The organism is Myxococcus sp. AM011, from assembly GCF_013372595.1.
Taxonomy (GTDB): domain Bacteria; phylum Myxococcota; class Myxococcia; order Myxococcales; family Myxococcaceae; genus Myxococcus; species Myxococcus eversor.
On the sequence record NZ_JABXEM010000039.1, the window covers coordinates 1 to 25,055 of the forward strand.

The following is a 25,055-nucleotide window of genomic DNA, read 5'->3' on the forward strand; positions in this document are numbered from 1 at the left end:
CGCCCATCCCGCCCGAGCGAGGGGCGGGGACCCCGCGCCCCGGTTCGAGCGACAGCCGCCAGCCGCTATCGGCGAACCATGCGCCGGGCGATACTGCCATCGCTCCGCGCTTCGACGCACGGGCCCGAGCGCCAGGGTGTCGCTCGAGGAGGAGATTCGAGATGGGGACGGATTCATCGTCCGCGGCACGTGCCACGGGCTCGGCGGAGCGCGGCGTGGTGGCGCTGTGGCCCGCGAAGCAGACGGAGCTGGTGGGTGACTCGCGGGTGCTGCGAGCCCTGCCTCGCGTGGAGCTGCGGCGCGTGGGGCCCTTCGTCTTCTGCGACCAGTTCGGCCCCTCGCCCGCCGTTCCAGGCGCCATGGCCGTGCCACCCCATCCCCACGTGGGGCTCCAGACGGTGACGTACCTCTTCTCCGGCGCCATCCGTCACCGCGACTCGCTGGGCACGGTGCAGGACATCCACCCGGGCGATGTGAATTGGATGACCGCCGGACACGGCATCGTCCACGCCGAAGACGTGGACTCCAGTCCGGGCGCCGCCCCGCTGCACGGCATCCAGACATGGGTCGCCCTGCCTCGCGCGCAGCGCCACGTGGACCCGGCCTTCGAGCATGTCCCCGCGTCACGACTGCCACGGGTGGAGCGCGAGGGCGCGCGCGTGCGGGTCCTCGCGGGACGGCTCGGTGAGGCCCTCTCCCCGGTGCCCGCCTTCCATCCGCTGACGTACCTGGATGTCGAACTGGAGGCGGGCGCCGCCGTGGCCCTGCCGGTGGAGCCCACGCACGCGCTCGCGGTCTACGTCGCCGAGGGTGAGGTGGCCGTGGGCCAGACGTCCGTGGACAAGGGCGTGCTCGCGCACCTGGACGAGGGCGCGTCCACGCTGTCGCTGCGCTCGGCGCGAGGCGCACGGGTGATGGTGCTCGGTGGCGAGCCGCTGCCGGACCCGCTCGTCATCTGGTGGAACTTCGTGGTGGACAGCGTGGCGGAGGGCCGCGCGCGTCTGGCGGACTGGGAGGCTGGACGCTTCCCGACGCTTGGTCCCTGAGCGACCCTGGCGCCGAGCCCTCGTACCCGAGGGCCGAGGCCCCGCGGCACGAATCCGGTGCATGCTGCGCCCCGCACTCGGGAGGACATGGATGTCGGGTCAGTCGTTGGCGATGAAGCTGCTGGAAGGCGCGAAGGAGTGGGCGAAGCGGCTGCCGTCCGCGCTGTCTGGAGACCTCGCCGTGGATGTAGGGGGCAAGCGGTTGCGGGTGTCCCACGTGCGCGTGGAGACGGTGGTGCGCCAGCTCCTGGTCAAGGTGAAGCACCTGGAGCTGCGCCATTGGGAGGCGCGTCCGGAGCTCTACGATATCCGCTTGTCGGTGAAGGGCTGGAAGCTGCGCGTCGAGACGACGCTGGAGCGCGTGGAGTTCGCCTCGGGGCGCTATCGGCTGTGGCTGCGCACTCCGGGGCGCGTGGAGCTGGAGGAGTCGCGGGGCGCGTCGTCGCTGGTGATGGGAGTGCTGCGCGCGGGGGCGGGCCGCTCCGCTGTGCGCGCCCTCGCCGCGCGACTGCTGCCTCCCGGAATGCGGTGGGACGGGCAGGTGCTTCAGGTGGAGGGCAAGCTTCCTCCCGAGGGCGTGCTGTCCGCGAAGCTCTTCGAGAACGCCTCGCTCTCGATGAGCGTGGAGCACGTGGAGGAAGGGCTGTGGCTGGGCGCGGAGGCGTGGCCCGGCCTGTTGGATTTGCTCCAGGCCCTGTTCGGCACGGAGCTGCCGCGCACGCCACCGGGGACGTGAGCCGCGACCCTCGCGGCTACTCGTCGTCCTCCACCTTCAACGCGCGCCTGGCCATGGTCATCGTCACGCCCATGGCATGGAATGCCAGGCCGATGCCCCAACCGATGGCGGGCCAGACGACCCACCACGAGGGGCCCGTCAAGACGTCGATGAGCGTGAGCGCGCCGATGACGATGGTGTAGCTGAAGCCGTGCGTGGCCAGCCCCAGCAGGTCCTTGCGCAGCTTCTGCCGGTCCTGGTCCTTCTGGCCGCGCGCCGCCAGGGCGACCTCGACGGAGGCCTCGCTCAGGCCCATCTCCCGCGCCATGGCGAGCACCTCCTCGCGCGTCAGGGGCCGCTCGGAGGCCTGACTCGTGAGCGCATGCGCGCTGGCCTCGCGGATGAGCTCCGCGGCCTCCCGCTCCGTGAAGTGCGTGGGTGGAGCCTTGGGTCGCGTGTCCGCCATGCGCCCGGACAGTAGTGCCTTGCCCGGGCTCGCGTCGATACACCCGGGCGGCGGTGCGCACCGCGCGGACGTCAGCCGCCCTTCTGCGCCGACTTCGGCGGCTGGTAGGCGCCAGGCACCGAGCGCGCCGCGATGGCCAGCCGGTTCCACGCGTTGATGGTGGCCACCGCGCCGGTGAGGTCCGCCAGCTCCTTGTCAGTGAAGTGCGGCTTCACCGCCTCGTGGACGGCGGCGGACACATGGCCGTGCTTCAAGTCCGTGACGGCCTCCGTCCAGGCCAGGGCCGCGCGCTCCCGCGCCGAGTAGTAGGGGCTCTCCTCCCACGCATCCAGGCCATACAGCCGCTGCTCCGTCTCGCCGATGGCGCGCAGGTCCTTCCAGTGCATGTCGATGCAGTACGCGCAGCCGTTGAGCTGAGAGGCGCGCAGCTTGATGAGGTGCAGCAGGCCCACCTCCAGCCCGCACTGATGCAGGTACTTCTCCAGCCCCATCATCGCGGTGAAGATGCCAGGGGCGAGCTTCGCGGTATCGAAACGCAGTGCTTCCATGGTCTTTCATCTCCTTCGGGGAGGGACCTCGTGTCCCCCATCGCTGAGGCGTGAAGTAACCGGGGCGGCCACGACGCGCGAGGGCCACTCGCGCACCGTTCGATGGTGCCACTTCGGGCCCGCGCGGCGGCCACTTCCCAGCGGGACGAGCGGGGCCTTTTGTTCAGCGCAGGGCGCGCGCGAGCAGGCGCACACCCTCGGCGATTTCCTTCTCGGGCACACACGCATAGCCGAGCAGGAGCGCTCCGGGCCCTGGTGACTGCGTCCGGAAGGCGGACAGGGGCTGCGTCATCACCCCGGCCTCGACGCCGCGCGCGGCGGCCTCCCGGTCATCCACGCCCTCCGGCAGCCAGCCCACCAGGTGCATGCCGGTGTGGAGGGGAGACAGGTCCAGTTGCCCGCGCAATTCGCGACGGGCTTCTTCCACGAGGGCCGCCTGCCGGTCGCCGTACAGCACGCGCATGCGGCGCACGTGGCGGCTGAAGTGGCCCTCGTCGAGGAAGTCCGCGAGCACCGCCTGTTCGACGACGGGCGTGTGGCCGTCGGCGAAGCGGCGCGCCGCGCTGAAGGCATCCACCAGCGACTCCGGCACCACCAGGTAGCCCACCCGCAAGGCCGGCGACACCACCTTGCTGAACGTGCCGATGTAGATGACCCGCGCATCCGGCGACAGCCCCTGGAGCGCGGGCAGCGGCCGCCCCACGTAGCGGAACTCGCTGTCGTAGTCGTCCTCGACAATCCACGCGTCGGAGCGCGCCGCCCACGCGAGCAGCGCCTGCCGCCGCGCCTCGCTCATCGCCACGCCCAACGGGAACTGGTGGGCGGGCGTGACGATGGCCAGCCTGGCGTCGGGCCGCAGCCGCATGCCGGCCTCCACGTCCAGGCCCTCGGCATCCACTGGCACCGGCACCAGCGTGGCGCCCGCGGCGACGAGCGCGCCCCGGCTGGCGAAGTAGCCCGGGTCCTCCACCCACGCGGCGTCACCCGGGTCCAGCAGCACCTGCGCCGCCAGGCTCATCGCCTGCTGCGCGCCGTTGACGATGATGACCTGCTCCGGGACACACCGCACGCCCCGCGACGTCGCCAGGTAGTCCGCGACGGCGCGCCGCAGGGGCGGATGGCCCGCGGGCTCCGCGCGCTTGAGCAGGTCCCCCCACGAGCGTCGCCAGCGCGTGTGCAGGAGCTTCCCCCACAAGTCACTGGGAAAGGCATCCACCGACGGCGTGCCCATGCGGAACGCCAGCCGGCTGGCGGAGATGCCGGGCGCGGTGATGCGCAAGTCGGGCAGCCGCGCCACCGCGAGCCCGCGCTGGGAGATGCCCGGCGTGTGCTTCGGCGCGGCCACGGGCTCCCGGGCGCGTCGCGACGCGGAAAGCCGCTCCGGCAGCTCCCGCGCCACGTACGTGCCCGAGCCCAGCTGGCCCACCAGATAGCCCTCCGACAAGAGCCGCGAGTACGCGTTGAGCACCGTGTTGCGCGACAGGTCCAACTGCTCCGCCAGCGCGCGCGTGGACAACAGCCGCGTGCCCGGCGCCAGCCGCCCGGCGACGATGGCCGCGCGCAGCGCCTCCACGAGCTGGGCCTGGAGCGAGCCTCCCGTGGCCGCGTCGAGCACCACCGACGTGGCCGCCATCACCGCGGGCCGCTTCCGGAGCGCACGCTTCCGGACGCCTCCCTTCACGCCTTGTTTGGAGGGTGTCATGTCCCGTTCGACCCGGCCCTGGAGGATTCACACCGGTGATGTCTGGAATCACGAGCCATCACTGTTGGAAACGTCCGCAAGCAGGTTACGTGGCGACCGTAGCCCGATTCGCGGCCGCGGTCCGCCCTGTGGTGGGCCCGGCGGCCTGAAGCAGGCGAAGGGGGAACGTCATGCTGGGGTGGCCCTGGTTTCACCTCATCGTCGCGCCGCCGCGCGCCAGAATCGAGGAGGGAATGCGCGCGCGGCTCTTGCGCGTGGCCGAAGCGCTCGTCCGGGAGCAGGGGCTGGAGGCGCTGACGCTTGCGGCCGTGGCCCGGCGCGCGCACGTGGGACGTGGAGCGCCGCGCTACCACTTCGGCGGCAAGCGCGGGCTGTTGGACGCGCTCGAGCCGCGCTCGCGCCGTTGAGTCCTTCACAATCGGGGTGGACGCCGCGCCCTTGGCGGGGCATGACGGGGCCGCCCAGGGCCAGCATGTCGCGAGGTGTTGCCCGCCTGCCCGAGGAGGGCCCCGACAGAGGCGGATGCGGGGGCTTCTCACCTTCCGGAATACAGCGGAGGGGAGCGCCCACCGTTAAACTGAAACGAGAATTGTTCGGGTAGCTCGTGCGTTGTTCCGCGCGGGGTTGGGGTAGGTTGGTTTTTCGAGGCCTGGATGTGATGACAGGGGCCTCCTATCAGGCTAGAGGCAGTCCGGCACCCCAGGTTCGGGGTGGAAGGCGGCCTCGATTGCCGCAAGACGAAAGAAGACGCATATGGCGACTGGTTCCGTGAAGTGGTTCAACGACGCGAAGGGCTTTGGCTTCATCGCGCAGGATAATGGCGGCCCTGACGTGTTCTGCCACCACACCGCCATCCAGGCGGACGGCTTCCGGACCCTGGCCGAGGGTCAGAAGGTGGAGTTCGAAGTGCAGAAGGGGCCCAAGGGACTTCAGGCCTCGAACGTCCGCCCGATCGGCTGAGCGCGTCCGCTCCAGCACTCATGCCCGGTCTCCTTTTGAGTGAGGTCGGGCTTTTGCTTTCAGGAGGGAGGCGACATGCAAGGAAGGTCGACGAAGCGTCAGAAAGAGCAGGCGCGCAAGCAGCATCAGCAGGAAAAGGATGCCAAGCGCGAGCAGCGCAAGAAGGACAAGGGGGACAAGACGCCCCGCCAGCCTGGTGAGGTGGACCCGGACATCGCGGACATCATTCCCGGTCCGCAGCCGGTCGTGGAGTACTAGGTCCCCACCCGTCGTCGGGCCCACCACGAAGCACCGTGGTGGGCCTTGTCGTATCCAGGGTGACGTCCTGGGTAGCCCGAAAGCTCACCGGTGGATAGTCGCGAACGTCGCCCGTCGACAGGTGCTTCGAGTCCGGACTACGTGTCATGCCCCCTGCCACTTTCCGGGCATGGGGCGACGCAAGCGTCGCGACAGGGAGGATGCCGCGTATGGCGACGGGTACCGTGAAGTGGTTCAACGACGCGAAGGGGTTCGGCTTTCTCGCGCAGGATGACGGCGGCGCGGACGTGTTCTGCCACCACACCGCCATCCAGGTGGATGGGCACCGCAGCCTGAGGGATGGGCAGAAGGTGGAGTTCGACGTGCAGAAGGGGCCCAAGGGGCTCCAGGCCTCGAACGTCCGTCCGCTCGACTGACGCTGGCCGGTTCGCCGCACGGCGCTGCAATCGCTCGGGGAGCCGGAGCGTAGCAAGGCGGTCATCCTTCCCGCCCCACCGCGCTCCCCATGCTGCGAATCTCCGCTGTCTCGAAGTCGTATCCCAATGGGGTTCGAGCCCTCCAGGGCGTCGACCTGACCATCGAACGAGGACTCTTCGGCCTGCTCGGGCCGAACGGCGCGGGCAAGTCCACGCTGATGCGCATCCTCGCCACGCTGCAGGAGCCTGACTCCGGGCAGGTGGTCTTCGACGGGCTGGACGTGCTCGCGCAGCCGCAGGCCCACCGGCGGCACCTGGGCTACCTGCCCCAGGACTTCGGCGTGTACCCGGGCGTGTCCGCGGTGGAGCTGCTCAACCACCTGGGCCTGCTCAAGGGCCTGACGCGCGCGAAGGAGCGCCGGGAGCAGGTGGACGCGCTGCTGCACCTGACGAACCTCCACGCCCACCGCGAGAAGGCCGTGAGCGGCTTCTCCGGCGGCATGCGGCAGCGCTTCGGCATCGCCCAGGCGCTTTTGGGCAGTCCCCGGCTGCTCATCGTCGACGAGCCCACCGCGGGCCTGGACCCGGAGGAGCGCCAGCGCTTCCACAACCTGCTGGGGGAGGTGGGGGAGCACGTCGTCGTGCTGCTCTCCACGCACATCGTCGAGGACGTGCGCCAGCTGTGTCCGCGCATGGCCATCCTCTGCGATGGGCGGGTGCTGTGCGAGGGCGCGCCCGAGGCGCTGGTGGCGTCCCTGCAGGGGCGGGTGTGGCGCAAGACGGTGGAGAAGGGGACGGTGGAGCGCTACCGCGCCGCGTTCCCGGTCCTGTCCACGCAGTTGCAGGCGGGGCGCACGCGGGTGCATGTGCTCGCGGACGCGCGGCCGGAGGAGGGCTTCGAGCCGGTGGCGCCCGACCTCGAGGACGTCTACTTCTCCACGCTGTCCCACCGGCGCGCGGCGTAGGGAAAAGGCACGCCATGCTCCGGGGCATCCTCCACTTCGAGTGGCGCTACCAGACGCGCCAGGCCGTGTTCTTCGCCGCGTCCGCGTTCTTCCTCGGGCTGGGCGTCCTGTTCGTCGCCACCGGCTACGGCGGTGACGGCCTCCCCGTGAATTCGCCGTACAGCGTGGCGCAGTCGCTGGGCCTGTTGTCGCTCACGTCGCTCTTCGTGCTGGGCATCTTCTGCGCGAACACCGTGCAGCGCGACGCCGAGCACCGGATGACGGAGCTGCTCTACACCACGTCCGTCACCCAGCGGGACTACCTGCTCGGCCGCTTCCTGGGGGCGCTGCTGGCGACGCTCGCCGTGTTCGCCGTGGCGGCGCTGGCGCTGATGGTGTCGCCCTTCGTGGTGGTGGTGGCGCCCGAGCGGCTGGGGCCCTTGAGCGTCGCGAGCTACCTGTGGGCGATGCTGGTGCTCGTGGTGCCCAACGTCGTGTTCGCCGCGTCGCTGCTGTTCGCCATCTCCGCGCTGTCGCGCAGCACGCTGGCCAGCTACGTCGGCGGCATCCTCGTGTATGCGCTCTACATCGTCGGCGCCATGTGGGCGGACTCTCCGCTGATGGCGGGCGCGACGCCGCAGACACCGGAGGCCCTGGCGCGCGCGGCGCTGTTGGACCCGTTCGGCCTGTCCGCCTTCTTCGAGCAGACGCGCTACTGGACAGAGGCCGAGCGCAACACGCGGCTGCTGTCGCTGACAGGCAACCTGCTCTGGAACCGGCTGCTATGGCTCGCAGTCGCCGCGTGCGTGCTGGCCCTGGTCCACTGGCGCTTCTCCTTCCGCAGCGCGGCGGTGAAGCCCCGGCGGGACGAGCGCTCCCCGGAGCCCGTGGCCACGGCCGCTTCCCCCTACCGTCCCGTCGCCGTGGAGGGCACGTCCCAGGCGGGCTCGTCGTGGGCGGTGCTGGTCTCCTCGACGCGGTTGGAGTTGCGGCACCTCTTGCGAAGCTGGCCCTTCCTGGCGCTCCTGGCGCTGTGGCTGTTCATGGTCGGCATGGAAATCGTCACGGGGGCGGGGCGAGGGGAGTACGGCACGCGCCGCATCCCCACCACGGGCCGGGTGCTGGAGAGCATCTGGACGCCACTGTCCCAGCTCGGCACGCTGGTGCTCATCTACTTCGGCGCGGAGCTGGCGTGGCGCGAGCGCATGGCGCGCTTCGACGCGCTCCTCGACGCGACGCCGGTCTCCAGCATCGTCTTCGTCGTGTCCAAGCTCGCGGCGCTGGTGGCGTTGGTCGTCGTGTTGACCGGGACGCCCATGGTGCTGGGCGTGCTCTTCCAGCTCGCTCGCGGCCACCAGCTCCTGGAGCCGGGGCTCTACCTGTCGCTGTTCTACTTCGCGGGGCTGCCACTGGTGCTGTTCGCGGTGGCGGTGCTGTTCATCCAGACGGTGAGCCCGCATCGCTACGTGGGCATGGTGCTGAGCCTGCTGTTGGCCATCGTCGCGGGACAGGGCGCGGGCTGGGGGCTGGAGCATCCGCTGACGCGCTTCGGCGCGGCGCCCGCGCTGTCTCACACGGACCTGAATGGCCATGGCCCGCTGACCGCGTCCTTCACCGCCTTCATGGTGTACTGGAGCGCCTTCTCGGCGCTGCTGGCCCTGGTCACCTGGGGCCTGTGGCGGCGCGGACTGGCGCCCCGACTGGCGGCTCGACTCCAGGCGCTGCCATCGCGGTGGGGAAGAGGTGGCCTGGCCTGCGCGGTGGCGAGTGGCGCGGTGTTGGTGGGCATGGGCGGGCTCATCCTCCATGACACCTACGGCCTGAATGGCTACGAGTCCCGCGACACGTTCTCCACGTGGCAGGCGGACTACGAGCGCGCGTACAAAATCCACGAGGCGCTCCCGCTCCCCAGCATCGTCGCGGTGAAGTCCGCGGTGGACCTGTTTCCGGAAGAGGGCCGCTACCGCGTCACCGGGGCATATCGGCTGGAGAACCGGACGCTGTCGCCCATCGACACGATGTGGGTCGCCGTGCCCAGGAGCGCGCGACCCGTGTCGCTGGCGCTGCGCGGCGCGGAGCTGGTGGCCCATGACGAGCGCTTCGGCATGTACCGCTTCAAGTGGGCGTCGCCCCTGCTTCCGGGCGGCGTGTCGGAGCTGTCCTTCGACGTCACGCGGGAGGAGCGGGGCGTGAGGGCGGGGGACTTCGAGCTGGCGCTGGTGGAGAACGGCTCCTTCATCCGGCAGACGGAGGCGTTCCCCACGCTGGGCTACCGACGGACGTATGAGATGGGCAACCCAGCCCGGCGGAGGGAGTTCGGCCTGCCGGAGGTTCCGAGGATGCCCCCGCTGGATGAGAGTGGCGCCACGCCCTCGGCGCCGGCCCAGACCTGGCACACCCTCGACGTGACGGTGTCCACGGCGGGCGACCAGACGGCGATTGCTCCGGGGACGCTGCGCAAGCAGTGGAGCGAGGGCGGTCGACGCTACTTCCACTACGTCGTGGACCGGCCGATGACGCCGATGTTCGCCATCGTCTCCGCCCGCTATGCGGTGGAGCGGACGCGGCACCAGGGCGTCGACGTGGAGGTGTATTACCACCCCGCGCACCCCTACAACGTGAAGGCGATATTGGCGGCGATGACGCGCTCGCTCGATGACTTCGGCGCGCGCTTCCATCGCTATCCGGACACGCAGTTGCGCGTGGTGGAGATTCCCTCGTACTGGGGCTTCGGCGCGCTGGCGATGAGCCAGGTCATCTACTTCGTGGAGGACCGGGGCTTCCTCACCGACATGGGGGGAACGGACGCGGTGGACCTGGTGACGCGGCGCACGGCGCACGAGGTGGCGCACCAGTGGTGGGGCCACATGCTGGACCCCGCCACCGTGGAAGGCGCGACGATGCTGGTGGAGTCGCTGACCAAGTACTCCGAGCAACGGGTGCTGGCGGGACTGCACGGAGAGCGCTCGCTCTTGCCCGTGCTGGCGTTCGACCGGGACCGCTACCTGGTGGGCCGCGCGGAGGAGGTGGAGCAGGAGCCCGCGCTCTACAAGGGCACGGGCCAGTCGTACCTCTACTACGGCAAGGGCGCGCTGGTGATGAACGCGCTGCGGGACTTGCTGGGCGAGGCGAAGCTGGACGCGGCGCTGCGCCACCTGCTGCATGCGCAGGGGCGTGAGAACTCGCTGACGACTTTGGATTTGCTGGACGCGCTGCACGCGGAGGCGTCCTCCGAGCAGGCGGTCCTCATCGACCAGTGGCTCAAGGAGGTCGTCCTGTACGACTTCAAGGTGGAGGCCGCCACGGTGGAGGCGCGGGCGGATGGGCGCTTCCAGGTGACGGCCCGGGTGACGACGTCCAAGCACGCGCGCCGTGGCAGCGAGGACGTTCCCCTGCCGATGGATGAAGCCCTGGACGTCGCCGTCTACAGCGAGTCCCCGCGAGATGGCTCCGAAGAGGATGTCCCGCTGCACGTGGAGCGACTGCGCTTCCAGGGCGCGTCCACGGAGGTGTCCTTCGTGGTGGACCAGCGCCCGACGTATGTCGGGGTCGACCCGTTCTTCCTGCGCATCGAGCGCGAGCGCGGCGACAACTTCCGGAAGCTGGAGGAGCGGCGGGAGGCGTCGGCGTCGCGTGAGTCGAGCACGGTCGACCGGAGCGACGAGGATGCCGCTCCGGCCGACGTGACGTCACCTGGAACTCAGGCGACCTTCTTCTCGCGCAGCTCGCGCCGCAGAATCTTGCCGACGTTCGTCTTCGGCAGGTCCGTGCGGAACTCGATGTGCTTGGGACGCTTGTAGCCGGTGAGCTGCTCACGGCAGAAGTCCATCAACTGGGCCTCCGTGAGCGACGGGTCCTTCTTCACCACGAAGAGCTTCACCACCTCGCCGGAGTGCTCGTCGGGGATGCCCACCGCCGCCACTTCCAGCACGCCGGGGTGCATGGCCACCACACCCTCGACCTCGTTCGGGTACACGTTGAAGCCGGACACCAGAATCATGTCCTTCTTGCGGTCGACGATCTTGGTGTGGCCGCGCTCGTCCATGATGCCGATGTCGCCGGAGCGGAAGAAGCCGTCGGGGAACATCACCTTCTCCGTCTCGTCCGGACGGTTCCAGTAGCCGGCCATGACCTGCGGCCCGCGGATACAGATTTCGCCCGACTCGCCCATCGGAACGTCGTTGCCGTCCTCGTCGCGGATGGCGATTTCAGTGCCCGGAACCGGCAGGCCGATGGTGCCCGAGTACTCCGTGGCGATGGGCGTGTTGCTGGTGGCCACCGGAGACGTCTCCGACAGGCCGTAGCCCTCGATGAGCGGCACGCGCGTGGCGGCGAACCACTTGTCCGCCACCGCCTTCTGCACCGCCATGCCTCCGCCGTTGGAGACCATCAGGTGGGAGAAGTCGAGCTTGCTGAAGTCCGGGTGGTTGACCAGCGCGTTGTAGAGCGTGTTCACCGCCGGGAGGATGTGGAACGGCTGCTCCGACAGCGTCTTGATGAACGCTGGGATATCGCGCGGGTTGGGGATGAGCACGTTCATCGCGCCCATGCGCATGCCCATCAGGCCGCACACGGTGAGCGCGAAGATGTGGTACATCGGCAGCGCGCAGATGATGTTCGCCTGCTCGATGTTCCGGCCCTTCATCGCGGGCTGGAGCCACGCCTCCACCTGCAACAGGTTGGCGATGACGTTGCGGTGCAGCAGCATCGCGCCCTTCGACACACCCGTCGTGCCACCCGTGTACTGCAGGAACGCGATGTCATCCCGCGTCGTGGTGGCGGGGGTGAGCGTGCGCGTGCCTCCCTCGGCCAGCACCTGCTTGAAGCTGGTGGCTCGCGGAAGCTGGAACGCGGGCACCATCTTCTTGACCTTGCGCACCACGAAGTTGACCAGCGTGCCCTTGAAGCCGCCCAACAGGTCGCCCATCGTCGCGACGACGACGTGCCGCACCGGCGTCTTCTCCAGCACCGCCTGCAGCGTGACGGCGAAGTTCTCCAGGATGAAGATGGCCTGGGCGCCGCTGTCCTTGAGCTGGTACTCGAGCTCGCGCGGCGTGTAGAGCGGGTTGATGTTCACCACGATGTAGCCGGCGCGCAGAATCGCGGCGATGCACACCGGATACTGCAACACGTTGGGCATCATGATGGCGATGGTGGCGCCCTTCTCCAGGCCCCGGGATTGGAGCCATGCGCCAACGCGCCGCGACAACGCATCCAGCTCCCGGTACGTGATGAACTTGCCCATGCACTTGAAGGCGGGCCGGTCCGCGTACTTGGTGAACGATTCTTCCAGCAGGTGCGTCAGCGTCGGGTACTGCCGGTCATCGATTTCCGCCGGAACTCCAGGCGGATAGTGCTTCAACCAGGGCTTCTCCATCGGGCTCGCCTCCAAGGCGCGTGTCGTTGATGGGTTCGGGGACGCGGATGGTATCCCGATTGCGCACAAGTCCGACCCATTGCGCGGCGGTTGTTCGTTGTCTGCCTTTGCCGCGCTGCGGCATGAATGCCCGCGCCCGCCGTCAGGTGCCGAAGGCGCGCGTGACTTCGGCCTGGACGATGCGGTCCACGCGGTAGTGCCTGCGCTCGCCGCTGCGCACGTCGAGTGCGTCCAGGCGAGTCTCGTGCCGGTCCATCACCACCGAGACGATTCGCACCTCTCGCGTGGTTTCCAGGAAGTTGCCATCCACGTAGGTGATGCGCAGCGGCTGCTGCTCGAACCAGGCGCGCTCAATCGCCGCCCGGACGGACGCCTTGCTGGGCAGCGACGGCACGCCGAGGAAGGACAGCTCCTTGAGCCTGTCGAGCAGCTCGCGCTGCGCGGACGTGGAGAGGGCCGCCCGCACCTTGTCCAGCGCCGACTCCAGCGTCCCGGTGAAGGGCAACAGCCGCATGTCGATGGCGAAGCGCCCCAGCGCCACCAGCAGCGCCGCCTCGCGCGCCGTGAAGTTCACCGGCGGCAGGCTGTAGCTGCGGTCCAACGCGTAGCCCCCTCCCCGCCCACGCTCCGCGGCGACTGGCATTGACGCGGCGCGCAACGTGTCGAGGTCCCGGTAGATGGTGCGCACCGTGACGCCGAAGCGCTCCGCGAGTGTCTCCGCCGTCACTCCGGTGCGGCGGCCTCGGAGGTATTCAGCGAGGGCGAAGAGTCGCTCGGTGCGTTGCATGGGGGGTGATAACTGACATACCGCTGACACCCGTGAGCGGCAAGGTGTGGGGCATGATGAGCGGCATGTTGGAGGACGAGTGGCTGTGGGGCTGGGACGCGACACCGGGCATCGTCTCGGTGTGGGCGGAGCCCGACGGCCGCGCCTTCGTCTGGCGGCGGATTCCCGGGACGGGGGAGCTGGTGCGCGAGGACGTGCGCTTCCGGCCCTGGCTGGTGCTCTCCCATCTTGAAGACCTGGACCACCTGGGCACGCGGCTCCGGCCGGAGCGCGAGGGCTATGTACCGGGCCGGGTGACGTTCCAGGAGCTGTCGGGGCCGGGGGGGCTGCGCTTCCTCGTCCGCGCGGAGGACGGGCGGGCGCTCGCGGCGGAGGTGCTGCAGGGCGCGTCGCGGCGGCTGGGGCGTGCGTTCTCCAACCTGCGGGAGCTGGGCCCGAGCACGGTGCTGTCGCTGCCACCGGAGGAGCAGTACCTCACGGCCTCCGGACGGACGTACTTCCGGGGGCTCGGCTTCGGCGAGCTGCACCGGCTCCAGTTCGACCTGGAGACGACGGGGTTGGACCCGGGCAAGGACCGCATCTTCCTCATCGCGATGCGCGGCCCGAAGGGCGAGCTGGAGGTGCTGGAGGCGCACGGACAGGGGGACGCGGCGGAGGCGGACCTGCTGCGCCGCTTCGTCGAGCGGGTGCGCGTGTTGGACCCGGACGTCATCGAGAACCACAACCTGCACGGCTTCGACCTGCCCTTCGTCGCGCGGCGCGCGAAGCTGCTCAACGTGCCCGTGTCGCTGGGGCGCATGGGAGGCCCGGGGCTGCGTCACCGGCCCTCCGCGCGAGGCTCGGCGTTGGGGCGCGGGGCGGAGCGCAACGCGGACTCGATGCGGCGCGCGCGCTACACGGTGCCCGGGCGCGAGTTCATCGACACGATGGACGCGGTGCTGCGGCACGACTTCTCCGCGCGAGACTTGCCGGGGCACGGGCTCAAGGTCGTCGCGCGGCACTTCGGCATCGCCGGCCCGGCGCGGGAGTACATCCCTGGCGCGCGCGTGCACGAGGTCTTCCAGACGGACCCGGAGCGGGTGCGGCGCTATGCGCGCGACGACGTGGGCGAGGCGGAGGGCCTGGCGCGGCTGCTGGGCGGCGCGGCCTTCGCGCTCGCGCGCATGGCACCCCGTCGCTACGAGCGACTGGCGGATGCGGGCGCGGCCACCGGCGTGCTGGACCCGCTGTTGGTGCGGGCGTACCTGCGCACGGGGGCGGCGCTCCCCGCGTACGAGGAGGGGGATGGCACGTCGCACAACGGCGCGGCGCTCCACCTGTTCGCCACGGGAGTGGCCCGGCGCGTGGTGAAGGCCGACGTGGCCAGCCTCTATCCGTCGCTGATGCGCGAGTACCGCATCGGCCCGAAGCGGGACAGGCTGGGTGCGCTGCTGGCGATGGTGGACCGGCTGGTGGACCAGCGGCTCGCGGCGAAGAAGCGGGCGCGCGCGGCGGCGCCGGGCTCGTCGGAGCGACACGAGAACGAAGCGCTCTCCGCGGCGATGAAGCTCGTCGTGAACTCGGCCTATGGCTACCTGGGCGCCTCCGGGCTGACGCGCTTCTCGGATGTGCACGCGGCCAACGAGGTGACGCGGCGCGGGCGCGCGGTGCTGTCGCTCCTGTGTCGCGAGCTGGACCGCCGGGGTGTCACGCTGTTGGAGGCGGACACGGACGGGGTGTACTTCGCGGTGCCGGAGGACTGGCGCGAGGAGGACGAGCGCCGCGTGGTGTCGGAGGTCGCCGCGCTGCTGCCCCAGCGCGTCCAGCTCGAGTTCGAAGGGCGCTACGCGGCCATGCTCTCGCACGAACCGAAGAACTACGTGCTCCAGTCCTACGACGGGACGCTGCACCTCAAGGGCGTGGCCTTCCGCTCCAGCCGCGCCGAGCCCTTCGGGGAGACCTTCCTGCGCCGCGCGGTGCGGTGCCTGCTTGCCGGAGACGTGGTGGGGGTCCGGGAGGCGTATGTCTCCACGGTGCTGGCGCTGCGCAGGCGCCAGGTGCCGACAACGGAGCTGGCCTCGCACGTCCGGCTGACGAAGGACTCCGCGCAGTACGGTGCGTTGCGCGAGCGCCGCCGCGAGCTGCCCTACGAGGCCATGCTCGGCGCTGGCAGGAAGACCTGGGGCTCCGGCGAGCACATCCACGTCTACCGCGCGGTGGGGGGACGCGCGGGGCTGTTGCCGGAGCCGGAGCCGGATGACATTGGCGGCGGGCCGGCGGACGCGGTGGAGGCGCCGCGCGACTACGACGTCGAATACTACGTGCGGCTGTTGAAGGAGACGTTCGCCGCGAGGCTGGAGCGGGGGCTGACCCGGCTCGACTTCTCCACCGTCTTCGATGACCCGGGCCAACCGTCCCTCTTCACGCCCTCGCTCACGGATGCGAGGCCCATCCTCACCGTGGTGGCGAAGCCGCCGGAGGATGTGGCGCTGGAGGACGCTCGGGCGGACGAGTCGCCCGAGGACGCTCGGACGGACGAGTCTCCCGAGGCGCCATAGGTTGAATCGCCTGCTCGGCGCGGGACGCCTGACGTTCGAGTGCGTCGCGCTGTTCAGAAGCCGGCCTCTCGTGGTGCGGGCACATTGAATCCGTGAGGGCCGTGCTGCGGAGTGACGCATCCGGGGAGCGACGTCCACGCGGCCTCGGAGGGGGAATGAGATGCGGCCCGCATCGATGGTCGACGCACCGGCTCGCGGCATGCCGCTGATGCTCCTGACGGCGGGGGACCTGGCTGGCACCCTCGTCTTCGCTGTCGAGGGCGCGCTGACGGCGGCGCGGGCGGGGCTGGATGTCTTCGGGGTGTTGGTGCTCGCGTTCGCCACGGCGTTGGGAGGTGGGCTCGTGCGGGACGTGCTCCTCGGCGCGGTGCCGCCGCTGGCGATTCGCGACTGGCGCTACGCGACGACGGCGTTCGGCGGGGGTGTGCTGGTGGTGCTGGTGAGCGGCCCGCTGGGCCAGGTTCCTCCCACGTTGTTGCTGGCCCTGGACGCGGCGGGGCTCGCCCTCTTCACGGTGACGGGTGCGAGCAAGGCACTCTCCTTGGGAGCCCCCGCGCTGACGGCCTTGTTGCTGGGCGCGATGACGGGCGTGGGGGGAGGAACGCTTCGCGACCTGTTGTTGGCACGAGTCCCGCTGGTGTTGCGCGCGGATGTGTACGCGGTGGCGGCGCTCGTGGGCGCGGGAGTGTTGCTCGTGGCTCGGAGGGTGGGTGTGCCCGCCGTGCTCGCGGCGAGCCTGGGGGCCGTGGCCTGCTTCGGCTTGCGGTTGCTGGCGGTCCTCCTGCACTGGCGTCTGCCGTCCGTACCGGGGCAATGAGGGTGCGAGTCTTTCCCGGACGGGTGCCTGCGCGACAGTCCAAGCGGCTGACGTGAGTCGCTACGTCCCCGACTGCTTCGGCTCGCAGACGTGGCAGAGCCGGAGGGGGCGCTGGGCATCCCAGGGAGCGGGGTAGTCCTCGCAGCGCTTCTCCGCCTCGGCGTCCAGCGCCCGGGCGACGTCCAGCAGCCTCCCGCCGTTGACGGCTTGCGTCTCGGTCAGTTCCTGGAAGTCGCGCTCCGTCGCGTACCAGAACACGCACAGGCCCGGGCCCTGCTTCACCAGGCCTTGGGTGTACTGCTCCCAGCCGAAGCGCAACGGGTCCTCGTCGCTCGTCGTGCGCAGGCTCGCGTTCATGAAGTTCATCAGCGGCCAGTTCGCGGACACGAACCCACCGAAGTCGGCGTGCTCTCGCGCCAGCGTCGCCTGGATGCGACTCCAGCCCTCGCGGTCCGCGAGCGGGAAGAGCAGGTTCCACGGCGCCTTGCCGGACCTGCGCTCCTGGAAGCTGTCCTCATAGGGGGTGATGGCGCTGCGCAGGTTGAACACGCCGATGCCCACCAGGACCGCCAGCGGCACCAGTCCCGCGTGCGCGGCCCCCCCCTGGCGCAGTGCCCACCGCGAGAGCACCTGGGCCAGCAGCGCGGAGACAAGGACCAGCGTCGCGCACAACACCAGCATGGCGCCGTGCAGGTGGTACTTGATGAGGTAGTACTCCCGACTCGTCACCGACCACAGACAGAGCAACTGCACCAGTCCGCCCACGCCGCCGAAGAGGCCCGCGTACCGCGCCAGGCGCGTGCCGGTGTCGCCCAGGGCCAGCCCCATGCGCTTCGCCGCCAGGGGGAGCAGGAGCAGCCCCAGGGAGAGCACCAGTTGTCCCCTCAGCATCGCGTGGAAGCGGGGCGCGACGATTCCACCCGTCACCGGAATCAGCGGGAGCAGCTTCCAGTAGGCGAAGAGGGCCGCGAGCCCCAGGCCGACGGCCAGCGCGCGCAGCGCCCACTGGAGGCGCCGGGCATGAGACACGCCGGTGGACTCGACGCCCGCCAGCACCGCGCTGACGAGGAGCACGTCGCCCAGGTTGAGACCGTAGGTGTAGCGATGGAGGACGACGGCGAAGAGCAGGGCTCCGATGCGCAAGAGCCGCGAGGTGAAGAACCCGAACAACACCCACCCCAGCAGCGTGGGCACCAGGCCGAACAGGTGGGCGTAGAAGCCGTCGGCCTGGTGGTAGTGGAGCACGGGGAAGAGGATGGATGTCGCCGCCATCAATCCCGCGAACAGGAGCCACGGCGCGACACGCGCTCCCGGCACTCCCGCCTCCTCTTGACGGTGGGTCATCGCCAGGAGGGCCGCGAGCATGCAGAGCGTCAGCAGGAAGGGGATGGCGTAGAACCCCGCCCGGAACGACTCGAAGGCGTCGAAGCCGAGGAAGACGTCCAGCCAGTGCGTGAAGGCGTAGAACGACACGAACTGCTGGTAGACGTCTGGAGCGCTCTCGACGAACGCGCGCCGCAGGGCGACGTGGTTGCCCGCGTCCCCGCCGCCCACGGACATCAGGCCGTCGAAGGCGGAGGCGTGGAGCGCCTGGAGGGCCGCCACCATGAGGGTCCCCAGCACCAGCAGTGCTGGGAGGACGTGCCATCCCCGCCTCACGCGAAGCCCTCCCGTCAGCGCGGCCAGGACCACGCCGCCCGCCAGCAGGGCGACCGCCAGCCCGAGCGACGCGGTGATGCTCAAGCGCAGCGCCGCGCGGAGGGCACCGGACATCAACAACGCCAGACCGGGCACCAGCGCCAGCACCAGCCATGAGGCCGGGCCGGCGGACTCGGGAGAAGAGCCGGGGCTGTCGAGCCTGCTCAGCGCCCGGTCGAGCCGCTCACGAAGCGTCGCCATGCGCTCAGCCTCCCACCAGTGAGCGGACGCGCAGCCCCAGCAGGGCGGTGGTGACCTTGACCATGAACCGGATGCTCTTCAGGCCGCTCAAGCTGGAGACGCCCTGGGTGCGCGGCGTCATCTCCACCAGGACCTCCTGGATGCGCAGTCCGCGCAGGGCGAGCAGCGCGATGGACTCGGGCTCCGGATACTCGTCCGGCATCGCGCGCAGCAGCTCCCGCACGGCTCGCCGTGAGTAGACGCGGAAGCCGGAGGTCGGGTCGCTCACCCGCGCCTGCCGGCCGAACAGACCCAGTACGAGCGTGACGAGCATTCCGCCCGTGCGCCGCAGCGGGGTGGTGCTCCGCAGGGGATTGGACACCGCGTTGGCCGTGGGCTCCGGCGGCACGAAGCGCGAGCCGATGATGAGGTCCGCGCCCCGCTGACGGGCGAGCGCCACCAGCCGGGGAATCTCCTCGATGGGGTGCTGGCCGTCGGAGTCGCACTGGACGACATGGTCCGCGTCCAGGGCCCGCGCGAGCTTGAAGCCCGTCAAGAGCGCCCCAGCCACGCCGACGTTGGTGCTGTGGGTGACGTGGCCCAGGGGCGCGAGCGAGGCGAGCAGGCGAGGCGTGTCGTCCAGGGAGCCATCGTCCACCACGCAGAAGGCGAAGCGCTCTTCACCCGTGCTCCGCTCCTGGAGCGCTGCGAGCCGGGGGAGGACTTCCGGCAGCGAGCCGGCCTCGTTGAAGCAGGGCAGGAGGATGAGCACCTTGCGGCCCTCGCCAGCCAGGTGCCGCGCGGCCTCCTTGGGAAACAGCTGGGCGGCGAAGCTGGTGGTGAGCTCGACAATCTGCCGCGAGAAGCGCCGGTTCTCCGCCTGCTGCTCCACCATCTGGAAGAACAGGAACATCATCATCCCGCCGAGCACGAAGTTGCTGACGAGCTCGATGCCCAGCACCCGGATGACCGGGCGGAACAGGTCGGGATTGATGACGGTGGTCAGGAGGAACAGCGCCACCAACCACCAGATGAGCGAGTTCCTCGCGGGAAGTCGATGCCCGAACTGGGAGAAGAGGATGGTGAAGAATCCCGCGGTCAGCAGGATGACGAGAAAGGACATGCGCTCCCCGAGCCCTAGCTAGGTCCCTCCGACCCGGCCCGGCAAGCGATTTCTACCTCGGGGAAGGGGCGGGGATGAAATCCCTCCCGAAGGGAGCCAGATGACCCATCTCACTGGCCGGGTCCGTATGGTGGCGCGGCGATGGTTGGCGGACGTTTCCGACGCGGACCCCACCGGCGTGCCTCTCCTCCCAACGCCGTGCTGGAACGCCCGTGCTCTACTCCCGCCGTTCAGTCCGTCCGCCGCCGCGGCGAAGGAGCAGGAACCGGTGAAGAAGCTCGTCAATGAGCCCAGGGCCGTCGTGAGGCAGATGCTGGAGGGGTTCGTCGCGCTCGCTCCGGGGCAGGTGTTGCTCGACGACGAGACGGTGGTCATCCGCGCCGACACACCGGCCGACCCCGCGCAGCGCAAGGTCTCCGTCATCTCCGGTGGTGGCAGCGGGCATGAGCCCGCGCACGCGGGTTATGTCGGCGCGGGCATGCTCGACGCGGCGGTGGCGGGGGATGTGTTCACCTCGCCCAGCACGGACGCCGTGCTCGCCGCCATTCGCGCGGTGTCAGGCCCCGCGGGCTCGCTCCTCGTGGTGAAGAACTACACCGGTGACCGGCTCAACTTCGGCCTCGCCGCCGAGCTGGCCCGCGCGGAAGGCATCCCCGTGGAGGTCGTCGTGGTCGCCGATGACGTCGCCCTGCGCCATACCGTCGAGCCCGCGCGACGTCGCGGCATCGCTGGCACCGTGCTGGTGCACAAGGTGGCGGGAGCCGCCGCGGCGGCGGGCCTGTCCCTCGAGGACGTGCTCCGAGAAGCCCAGGCGGCCTCGGCGGAGCTGGGCACCATGGGCGTCGCGCTCGGTCCGTGCACCGTGCCGGCGGCGGGCCGTCCCGGCTTCACCCTGGGCGATGACGAAATCGAGCTGGGACTGGGCATCCACGGAGAGCAGGGCGTGCGCCGCGCCCCGCTCGTGGCCGCTGATGCCTTGGTGGAGTCGCTGCTCTCCATCATCCTGGAGGACCGGAGCTTCGGCGCCAGCACCCGCGTGGCCCTGCTCGTCAATGGACTGGGCGGCACGCCCCCCATGGAGCTGGCCATCGTCACGCGCCGCGCCCTGACACTTCTGGGCGAGCGCGGCCTGCGTGTGGAGCGCGCGTGGACTGGGACGTTCCTCTCCGCGCTTGAGATGCCGGGCTGCTCCCTGTCCGTGCTGAAGCTGGATGACGCGCGCCTGGGCTGGCTCGACGCCAGGACGACCGCTCCCGCCTGGGGAGGCGAGGGCCGGCTCGCACCGGAGCGCCCCGCCCGGCCCGTCGCCGTCACGCCGTCCGCGCCTCTCACCCAGGAGACTCGTCAGCCTGGAATGGAGCGGGTGAGGGACGCCGCGCACGCCGTCGCCGCCGCCTTCGAAGCGAGTGAAGCCCGCCTCACCGAACTCGACAGCGCGGCGGGAGATGGAGACCTGGGCCTCAGCCTCTCGCGCGGCGCGGCGGCGATTCGCGCCCTGCCCGAGTCCTCGTGGACGAATCCACCACGGGCCCTCACGGCCATCGGCGATGCCCTGCGGCGTGCCATCGGCGGAAGCTCGGGGCCGTTCTACGCCACCGCGTTGTTGCGCGCCGCGCGTCGCCTCTCCGAGAGTTCCACCAATGCTCCGGCCTGGGCGGACGCGTTCGTCCTCGCCGTCGACGCGGTGGCGCAGCTTGGCGGCGCCAAGCCCGGAGACCGCACGATGCTGGATGCGCTCAAGCCCGCGGCCGATGCCTTCGCGCGAGAGCTGAAGGCTGGAACGTCGACCGCTGAAGCCTGGGCCGCGGCGGTGCACGAAGGAGCGCGAGGCGCGGAGGCCACCACGCGCATGCAGCCCCGGCTCGGACGCGCCAGCTATCTGGGAAGCAGGGCGCTCGGTGTGCCCGATGCGGGCGCGGCCGCTGTCGTCGTCTGGTTGAAGGCGCTCACGCCCTTCATCGGATGAGCGAGGGGGAGTTGCCCTGCGGCGGAGCCTGCTCCGGCGGCCCGCCGATGGGCCGGACGGCTTCCCTCGCACGACGCGGCGGACGCCAGCCGAGCGACACCCTCAGATAGGGCGCCGGGCCCGTGGACTGGAGCATCCCCATCTCCACCCGGTCCCGGTCCTTGTCGAGCAGCGCATAGTCGTTCAGGAGGTCGAGCCCGATGGACGAGCTGATCCAGAGGTTTCCATTGCCCAGGCGCGCATTCACCGTGGGGCCGAAGCGCAGCGCCGTCTCACGGATGTACTGCGGCATGGGGCCCTGCCCGTCATACGGGATGCGAGAGCGGAAGACCTGCTGGTCGAACATGCCGGTGATGCCCAGCTCCAGCCCGGTGCCCACCTTGTACAACATGGCGAGCCGAGGCAGCCCCACCTCCAGGATGTACGGCCCCTTGCGGTACGCGAAGGCAATCATGGGGACGACGGGCGTGGCATCGAACGGATACAGCGCCACCAGGCCGAACGTCAGCCGCACGTCCGGGTCTCCACCAATCAGGTAGTTCGCCATGGCGAAGCCCACCCACGAGGTGTCCAACCCGAAGTCGAAGGAGCTCTTGAAGTCCGTGCGAGTGTTCGCCACCGCGCCCGTCACCAGCATCCACCGGGGCGAGAGCGGACGAATCAGCGTGAGCCCGAGCTGGAAGCGATGGAACTGCCGACCCAGCTCCTCCTCCGACACATCCGCCAGCGGACCGTGCTGCTCCAGTCCCATGAAGCGCGTCTCGTAGCCGAAGGAGGGCACGAGCACCGTGCGGCCGAGGAACAAGGGCGGGAGGGGGATGCGCAGGTCCAACTGCCTGCGCTCATCCAGTCTGCCGCCTTGTGAGCCAATCTCGGTGCCGCGCGCGAAGGTGACGCCAACGTAGGCCCGATCCTCCGTGGTCTGCGCACCCGCCGCATGGGCGAAGAGCAACGCGCAGGCAAGCAGCGCTCCCTGGGCGGTCACGCCCCGAGCACGCACACTCTCGAGCGTCGAAACCCATCGGACAGTCCTGGTTGATGCCACGCAGACCTCACACCGTTTTCCCGGCCGAGTCCCCAGTATACCCGGAGCCGGACGGCCGAGGCTTCCCGGGGAGGTCCAGCCAGGACATTTCGCTCGTCAGCTCCCGGGTGGACTTCTAGCCTGTGAACATGACGCTCTTCGAAAAGTTGCTGCAGGAAGGCTCGCTCCACGCACAAGCAGGCTCGGCCGGCAAGCGAGCCGCGCTCAAGGCGAAGCTGTCGCCCTCCGCCGAAGTGAAGCAGGTGGCCCAAGGCCTGACCCTCTCCGAGGGCCAGGACCTGACCTTCGACGCGAAGAGTGTCACGGTGAACGGCAACCTCATCCTGGAGGACCAGGGCCGCCTGCTCGTCGCGGGAGACCTGGTGGTGGAGGGCAACATCATCCACGAGGGCTTCGACTACTCACTGCTCTTCGTCGGCGGCTCGCTCAAGGCTCACAACCTCCTCTTCCACGGAGAGATTGTCGTGCTGGGGGACTTCTCCCTCCAGGGTGTGGCGTGGACCTACTACAACGACTACTCCTCCTACGCCGACACGCTGTCCGCCCGGCTCGTCGTCTCGGATGACCGCGACGACGCCATCGACAAGGTGCGCGCGGACCATCACCTCATCGGCCACTCCAGCGAGATGGGCCCCCAGTTGAGCAAGCTGCTCGCCAAGGGGCTGGTGGATGAAGAGGGCGAGTGGTCCTACACCACGCTCGCCAAGAAGCTGAAGCGCAAGGAATCACTGCTGCCATGACGTGAGCACGCCGACGTGTCGCGCGGCTCAATGAGTTGCAGGAAAAGCGCGAAAGAGCGCGCCATCGAGAGACCTCCCGTGTCCCGAGGATAACCCCCTCACTTCGTCCCCCCGGATGAAGCGCACCTCGAGGTCGACCGATGCGCATCGCCATGGATTTCTCCAGGGCGCGGCTTGCCGCGTTCTTGTTAGCGCCCCTGCTCTCGATGTCCTGCGCGGGAGGCGCTGCGGACGAGTCGCTTCCCTCCGAGGACGGAGCACCCGAGGCGGGCGTGCTCCCCACGGCGCCCGCGCCGACGCCCATCTCCGAGTGCTACCCGTTCGACATGCCCACGACGGCGGCGCTGCGCGCGGCGCCGAAGAAGGTCTTCGGTTTCTATTACCCCATCTTCCCCATCTCCATCGACAACGCGCAGCCCGCGTCGGACTACTGGACGGGCTGGATGACGCCCGAGTCGCGCAATGGCGAGTACGCCAACATCGGCGGACTGATGAGGGACAGGCCGCTGCCCCGAGCCCCTTGGGCCGACAGCGCGTGGCGGCAGCGTGACTTCGAGACGGAGGTGCGCCGCGCGATTGCCTCCGGCATGGACGGCTTCCTCTACGAGCACCCGTATCGAGTCTCGTCCGATACGCGGAACAATCAGCTCACCGTCATGCTCGCCGCCGCCGCGGCCGTGGACCCGGAGTTCCGCATCGTCCTCAGCCCGGACTTCCCCACCGAGGCCGAAGGCACCACGGACGGACTGGTGTCGATGATTGCCTCCGTGGCCCAGCACCCGTCCGTGCACAAGCTCAACGGGGCCATCGTCCTGGCCAGCTTCAACCCGGAGCGCAAGTCGGTGGCCTTCTGGACGGAGCTGAAGACGCGGCTCGCGGCGCAGGGCATCCAAGTCACGTACTGGCCGCTCCTGTCGTACACGGGCGACGTGACGAAGTACGCGGAGTGGAACAACCTGGTGACGGGCTTCTCCACGTGGGGCGAGCGCACCGCGCAGTCCGGGGAGAACATGCGCCGCTGGAGCGTGGAGTCTCACCGTCGCGGCAAGCTGTGGATGTCCCCCGTCGCGTTCGAGGACGTGCGCCACAAGCTCACCGACAGCGAGAACAGCAGCCGCGTGTACTGGGAGGCGCAGAACAGCCTGGCGTTCCGCTCGCAGTTCGAGAAGGCGATGGAGGGCGACGCGGACTGGATGACGCTGCTCACGCTGACGGACTACGGCGAGTCGTGGATGACGGCGTCGCAGGAGCGCGGCTACGTCATCATGGATTGGATTGCGTACTACACGACCTGGTTCAAGACGGGACAGCGCCCCACCATCGTCCGCGACACGCTCTATTACACCCACCGTCGGCACCGCACGGACGCGCCCTTCAACGCCGCGAAACAGACGGCGCGCGCCATGAAGCTGAGGGGCGGGGTCGCCGCGTCCAACCAGGTGGAGCTGCTCGCCTTCCTCAAGGAGCCGGGTCGGCTGGTCATCACGCAGGGCACCGACGTTCGCACGCTGGACGTGACGAGCGCGGGAGTGACGGCCTTCCAGGCGCCGCTGGTGCCCGGCACCACGCCTGTCTTCGAACTCCAGCGCGGAGGTGTCACCGTGCAGCGCCTGGAGAGCAAGACGCAAATCCTCGCGCAAACCGTCTACCAGGACCTCATGTATCACGCGGGCGGTGGGCGCTCCTGCACGCGGCCGTGAGCGTCGACGCGCGAGGGCCCGGACGGTAGG

The 25,055-nt window shown here is 69.8% G+C and carries 21 protein-coding genes; 13 read left to right on the forward strand and 8 right to left on the reverse strand.

The features are described 5' to 3' along the window. Positions 1–161 precede the first annotated feature (161 nt). Together HUW62_RS10745 and HUW62_RS10750 are read left to right on the forward strand one after the other, a co-directional pair. Positions 162–1,046, forward strand: a complete 885-nt coding sequence (locus tag HUW62_RS10745) for a pirin family protein (protein ID WP_163868900.1) — start codon at positions 162–164, stop codon at positions 1,044–1,046. 91 nt (positions 1,047–1,137) lie between these two features. Next, the gene (locus tag HUW62_RS10750) at positions 1,138–1,782 is read left to right on the forward strand and encodes a hypothetical protein (RefSeq protein ID WP_176434360.1); all 645 of its coding nucleotides are present in this window, start codon (positions 1,138–1,140) and stop codon (positions 1,780–1,782) included. Positions 1,783–1,798: 16 nt separating this feature from the next. Here the strand turns inward: HUW62_RS10750 and HUW62_RS10755 are convergent, their stop codons facing one another. The 3 genes from HUW62_RS10755 to HUW62_RS10765 all read right to left on the reverse strand — a co-directional run bounded on the left by HUW62_RS10755 (position 1,799) and on the right by HUW62_RS10765 (position 4,477). Continuing rightward, positions 1,799–2,227, reverse strand: coding sequence for a 2TM domain-containing protein (locus HUW62_RS10755; protein WP_163868898.1), 429 nt, complete (start codon positions 2,225–2,227; stop codon positions 1,799–1,801). Between the two features lie 71 nt (positions 2,228–2,298). Continuing rightward, positions 2,299–2,775: a carboxymuconolactone decarboxylase family protein gene (locus HUW62_RS10760; RefSeq protein WP_176434361.1), complete on the reverse strand. Its 477-nt coding sequence runs from the start codon at positions 2,773–2,775 to the stop codon at positions 2,299–2,301. Between the two features lie 163 nt (positions 2,776–2,938). Then, a complete protein-coding gene (locus HUW62_RS10765) occupies positions 2,939–4,477 on the reverse strand; it encodes a PLP-dependent aminotransferase family protein (RefSeq protein ID WP_163868897.1) in 1,539 nt (512 codons plus the stop codon). A gap of 170 nt (positions 4,478–4,647) precedes the next feature. Here HUW62_RS10765 and HUW62_RS10770 point away from each other — a divergent pair, with 170 nt between their 5' ends. The 6 genes from HUW62_RS10770 to HUW62_RS10795 all read left to right on the forward strand — a co-directional run bounded on the left by HUW62_RS10770 (position 4,648) and on the right by HUW62_RS10795 (position 10,855). Continuing rightward, positions 4,648–4,884: a helix-turn-helix domain-containing protein gene (locus tag HUW62_RS10770; RefSeq protein WP_205522773.1), complete on the forward strand. Its 237-nt coding sequence runs from the start codon at positions 4,648–4,650 to the stop codon at positions 4,882–4,884. A 346-nt stretch (positions 4,885–5,230) separates the two neighbouring features. Then, on the forward strand, positions 5,231–5,437 hold the full coding sequence (locus HUW62_RS10775) for a cold-shock protein (RefSeq protein ID WP_141643684.1): 207 nt from the start codon (positions 5,231–5,233) through the stop codon (positions 5,435–5,437). A 75-nt stretch (positions 5,438–5,512) separates the two neighbouring features. After that, positions 5,513–5,695, forward strand: coding sequence for a hypothetical protein (locus tag HUW62_RS10780; RefSeq protein ID WP_141643683.1), 183 nt, complete (start codon positions 5,513–5,515; stop codon positions 5,693–5,695). Positions 5,696–5,904: 209 nt separating this feature from the next. Further along, complete coding sequence (locus tag HUW62_RS10785) at positions 5,905–6,111, forward strand: cold-shock protein (RefSeq protein WP_163868896.1); 207 nt, start codon at positions 5,905–5,907, stop codon at positions 6,109–6,111. An 89-nt stretch (positions 6,112–6,200) separates the two neighbouring features. After that, on the forward strand, positions 6,201–7,076 hold the full coding sequence (locus HUW62_RS10790) for an ABC transporter ATP-binding protein (RefSeq protein ID WP_163868895.1): 876 nt from the start codon (positions 6,201–6,203) through the stop codon (positions 7,074–7,076). A 14-nt stretch (positions 7,077–7,090) separates the two neighbouring features. Continuing rightward, positions 7,091–10,855 (forward strand): M1 family aminopeptidase, encoded by a 3,765-nt coding sequence (locus tag HUW62_RS10795; protein WP_176434362.1) that lies wholly within the window; start codon positions 7,091–7,093, stop codon positions 10,853–10,855. Here HUW62_RS10795 and HUW62_RS10800 read toward each other — a convergent pair. Both HUW62_RS10800 and HUW62_RS10805 read right to left on the reverse strand, forming a co-directional pair. Next, positions 10,756–12,432, reverse strand: coding sequence for a long-chain-fatty-acid--CoA ligase (locus HUW62_RS10800; RefSeq protein WP_176434363.1), 1,677 nt, complete (start codon positions 12,430–12,432; stop codon positions 10,756–10,758). The two genes, HUW62_RS10795 and HUW62_RS10800, sit on opposite strands and share 100 nt — an antisense overlap. Positions 12,433–12,574: 142 nt before the next feature. Beyond that, on the reverse strand, positions 12,575–13,219 hold the full coding sequence (locus HUW62_RS10805; RefSeq protein ID WP_141643678.1) for a YafY family protein: 645 nt from the start codon (positions 13,217–13,219) through the stop codon (positions 12,575–12,577). A 56-nt stretch (positions 13,220–13,275) separates the two neighbouring features. Here HUW62_RS10805 and HUW62_RS10810 point away from each other — a divergent pair, with 56 nt between their 5' ends. Together HUW62_RS10810 and HUW62_RS10815 are read left to right on the forward strand one after the other, a co-directional pair. Next, on the forward strand, positions 13,276–15,756 hold the full coding sequence (locus HUW62_RS10810; RefSeq protein ID WP_176434384.1) for a DNA polymerase domain-containing protein: 2,481 nt from the start codon (positions 13,276–13,278) through the stop codon (positions 15,754–15,756). A gap of 160 nt (positions 15,757–15,916) precedes the next feature. Continuing rightward, complete coding sequence (locus HUW62_RS10815) at positions 15,917–16,573, forward strand: trimeric intracellular cation channel family protein (protein ID WP_255203357.1); 657 nt, start codon at positions 15,917–15,919, stop codon at positions 16,571–16,573. 60 nt (positions 16,574–16,633) lie between these two features. On the opposite strand, the gene HUW62_RS10820 is transcribed toward HUW62_RS10815, so the two are convergent. Together HUW62_RS10820 and HUW62_RS10825 are read right to left on the reverse strand one after the other, a co-directional pair. Further along, positions 16,634–18,472 carry a hypothetical protein gene (locus tag HUW62_RS10820; RefSeq protein WP_163868892.1) on the reverse strand — a complete coding sequence of 613 codons (1,839 nt, stop codon included), beginning with the start codon at positions 18,470–18,472 and terminating at the stop codon, positions 16,634–16,636. A 4-nt stretch (positions 18,473–18,476) separates the two neighbouring features. Then, a complete protein-coding gene (locus HUW62_RS10825; protein ID WP_176434364.1) occupies positions 18,477–19,574 on the reverse strand; it encodes a DUF2304 family protein in 1,098 nt (365 codons plus the stop codon). 268 nt (positions 19,575–19,842) lie between these two features. On the opposite strand from HUW62_RS10825, the gene HUW62_RS10830 reads away from it, so the two are divergent. Beyond that, the gene (locus tag HUW62_RS10830) at positions 19,843–21,540 is read left to right on the forward strand and encodes a dihydroxyacetone kinase family protein (protein WP_176434365.1); all 1,698 of its coding nucleotides are present in this window, start codon (positions 19,843–19,845) and stop codon (positions 21,538–21,540) included. On the opposite strand, the gene HUW62_RS10835 is transcribed toward HUW62_RS10830, so the two are convergent. Continuing rightward, positions 21,530–22,525 carry a hypothetical protein gene (locus HUW62_RS10835; RefSeq protein WP_176434366.1) on the reverse strand — a complete coding sequence of 332 codons (996 nt, stop codon included), beginning with the start codon at positions 22,523–22,525 and terminating at the stop codon, positions 21,530–21,532. The two genes, HUW62_RS10830 and HUW62_RS10835, sit on opposite strands and share 11 nt — an antisense overlap. 188 nt (positions 22,526–22,713) lie before the next feature. Here HUW62_RS10835 and HUW62_RS10840 point away from each other — a divergent pair, with 188 nt between their 5' ends. Both HUW62_RS10840 and HUW62_RS10845 read left to right on the forward strand, forming a co-directional pair. Beyond that, a complete protein-coding gene (locus HUW62_RS10840; protein WP_163868889.1) occupies positions 22,714–23,325 on the forward strand; it encodes a hypothetical protein in 612 nt (203 codons plus the stop codon). A 140-nt stretch (positions 23,326–23,465) separates the two neighbouring features. After that, positions 23,466–25,025 (forward strand): endo-1,3-alpha-glucanase family glycosylhydrolase, encoded by a 1,560-nt coding sequence (locus HUW62_RS10845; RefSeq protein ID WP_176434367.1) that lies wholly within the window; start codon positions 23,466–23,468, stop codon positions 25,023–25,025. The last annotated feature ends 30 nt before the right edge of the window (positions 25,026–25,055 follow it).

Bases quoted from the DNA above. Each gene is read 5' to 3' on its own strand.
- HUW62_RS10745 (WP_163868900.1), top strand. From the start codon at position 162: ATGGGGACGGATTCATCGTCCGCGGCACGTGCCACGGGCTCGGCGGAG.
- HUW62_RS10750 (WP_176434360.1), top strand. From the start codon at position 1,138: ATGTCGGGTCAGTCGTTGGCGATGAAGCTGCTGGAAGGCGCGAAGGAG.
- HUW62_RS10755 (WP_163868898.1), bottom strand. From the start codon at position 2,227: ATGGCGGACACGCGACCCAAGGCTCCACCCACGCACTTCACGGAGCGG.
- HUW62_RS10760 (WP_176434361.1), bottom strand. From the start codon at position 2,775: ATGGAAGCACTGCGTTTCGATACCGCGAAGCTCGCCCCTGGCATCTTC.
- HUW62_RS10765 (WP_163868897.1), bottom strand. From the start codon at position 4,477: ATGACACCCTCCAAACAAGGCGTGAAGGGAGGCGTCCGGAAGCGTGCG.
- HUW62_RS10770 (WP_205522773.1), top strand. From the start codon at position 4,648: ATGCTGGGGTGGCCCTGGTTTCACCTCATCGTCGCGCCGCCGCGCGCC.
- HUW62_RS10775 (WP_141643684.1), top strand. From the start codon at position 5,231: ATGGCGACTGGTTCCGTGAAGTGGTTCAACGACGCGAAGGGCTTTGGC.
- HUW62_RS10780 (WP_141643683.1), top strand. From the start codon at position 5,513: ATGCAAGGAAGGTCGACGAAGCGTCAGAAAGAGCAGGCGCGCAAGCAG.
- HUW62_RS10785 (WP_163868896.1), top strand. From the start codon at position 5,905: ATGGCGACGGGTACCGTGAAGTGGTTCAACGACGCGAAGGGGTTCGGC.
- HUW62_RS10790 (WP_163868895.1), top strand. From the start codon at position 6,201: ATGCTGCGAATCTCCGCTGTCTCGAAGTCGTATCCCAATGGGGTTCGA.
- HUW62_RS10795 (WP_176434362.1), top strand. From the start codon at position 7,091: ATGCTCCGGGGCATCCTCCACTTCGAGTGGCGCTACCAGACGCGCCAG.
- HUW62_RS10800 (WP_176434363.1), bottom strand. From the start codon at position 12,432: ATGGAGAAGCCCTGGTTGAAGCACTATCCGCCTGGAGTTCCGGCGGAA.
- HUW62_RS10805 (WP_141643678.1), bottom strand. From the start codon at position 13,219: ATGCAACGCACCGAGCGACTCTTCGCCCTCGCTGAATACCTCCGAGGC.
- HUW62_RS10810 (WP_176434384.1), top strand. From the start codon at position 13,276: ATGAGCGGCATGTTGGAGGACGAGTGGCTGTGGGGCTGGGACGCGACA.
- HUW62_RS10815 (WP_255203357.1), top strand. From the start codon at position 15,917: ATGCGGCCCGCATCGATGGTCGACGCACCGGCTCGCGGCATGCCGCTG.
- HUW62_RS10820 (WP_163868892.1), bottom strand. From the start codon at position 18,472: ATGGCGACGCTTCGTGAGCGGCTCGACCGGGCGCTGAGCAGGCTCGAC.
- HUW62_RS10825 (WP_176434364.1), bottom strand. From the start codon at position 19,574: ATGTCCTTTCTCGTCATCCTGCTGACCGCGGGATTCTTCACCATCCTC.
- HUW62_RS10840 (WP_163868889.1), top strand. From the start codon at position 22,714: ATGACGCTCTTCGAAAAGTTGCTGCAGGAAGGCTCGCTCCACGCACAA.
- HUW62_RS10845 (WP_176434367.1), top strand. From the start codon at position 23,466: ATGCGCATCGCCATGGATTTCTCCAGGGCGCGGCTTGCCGCGTTCTTG.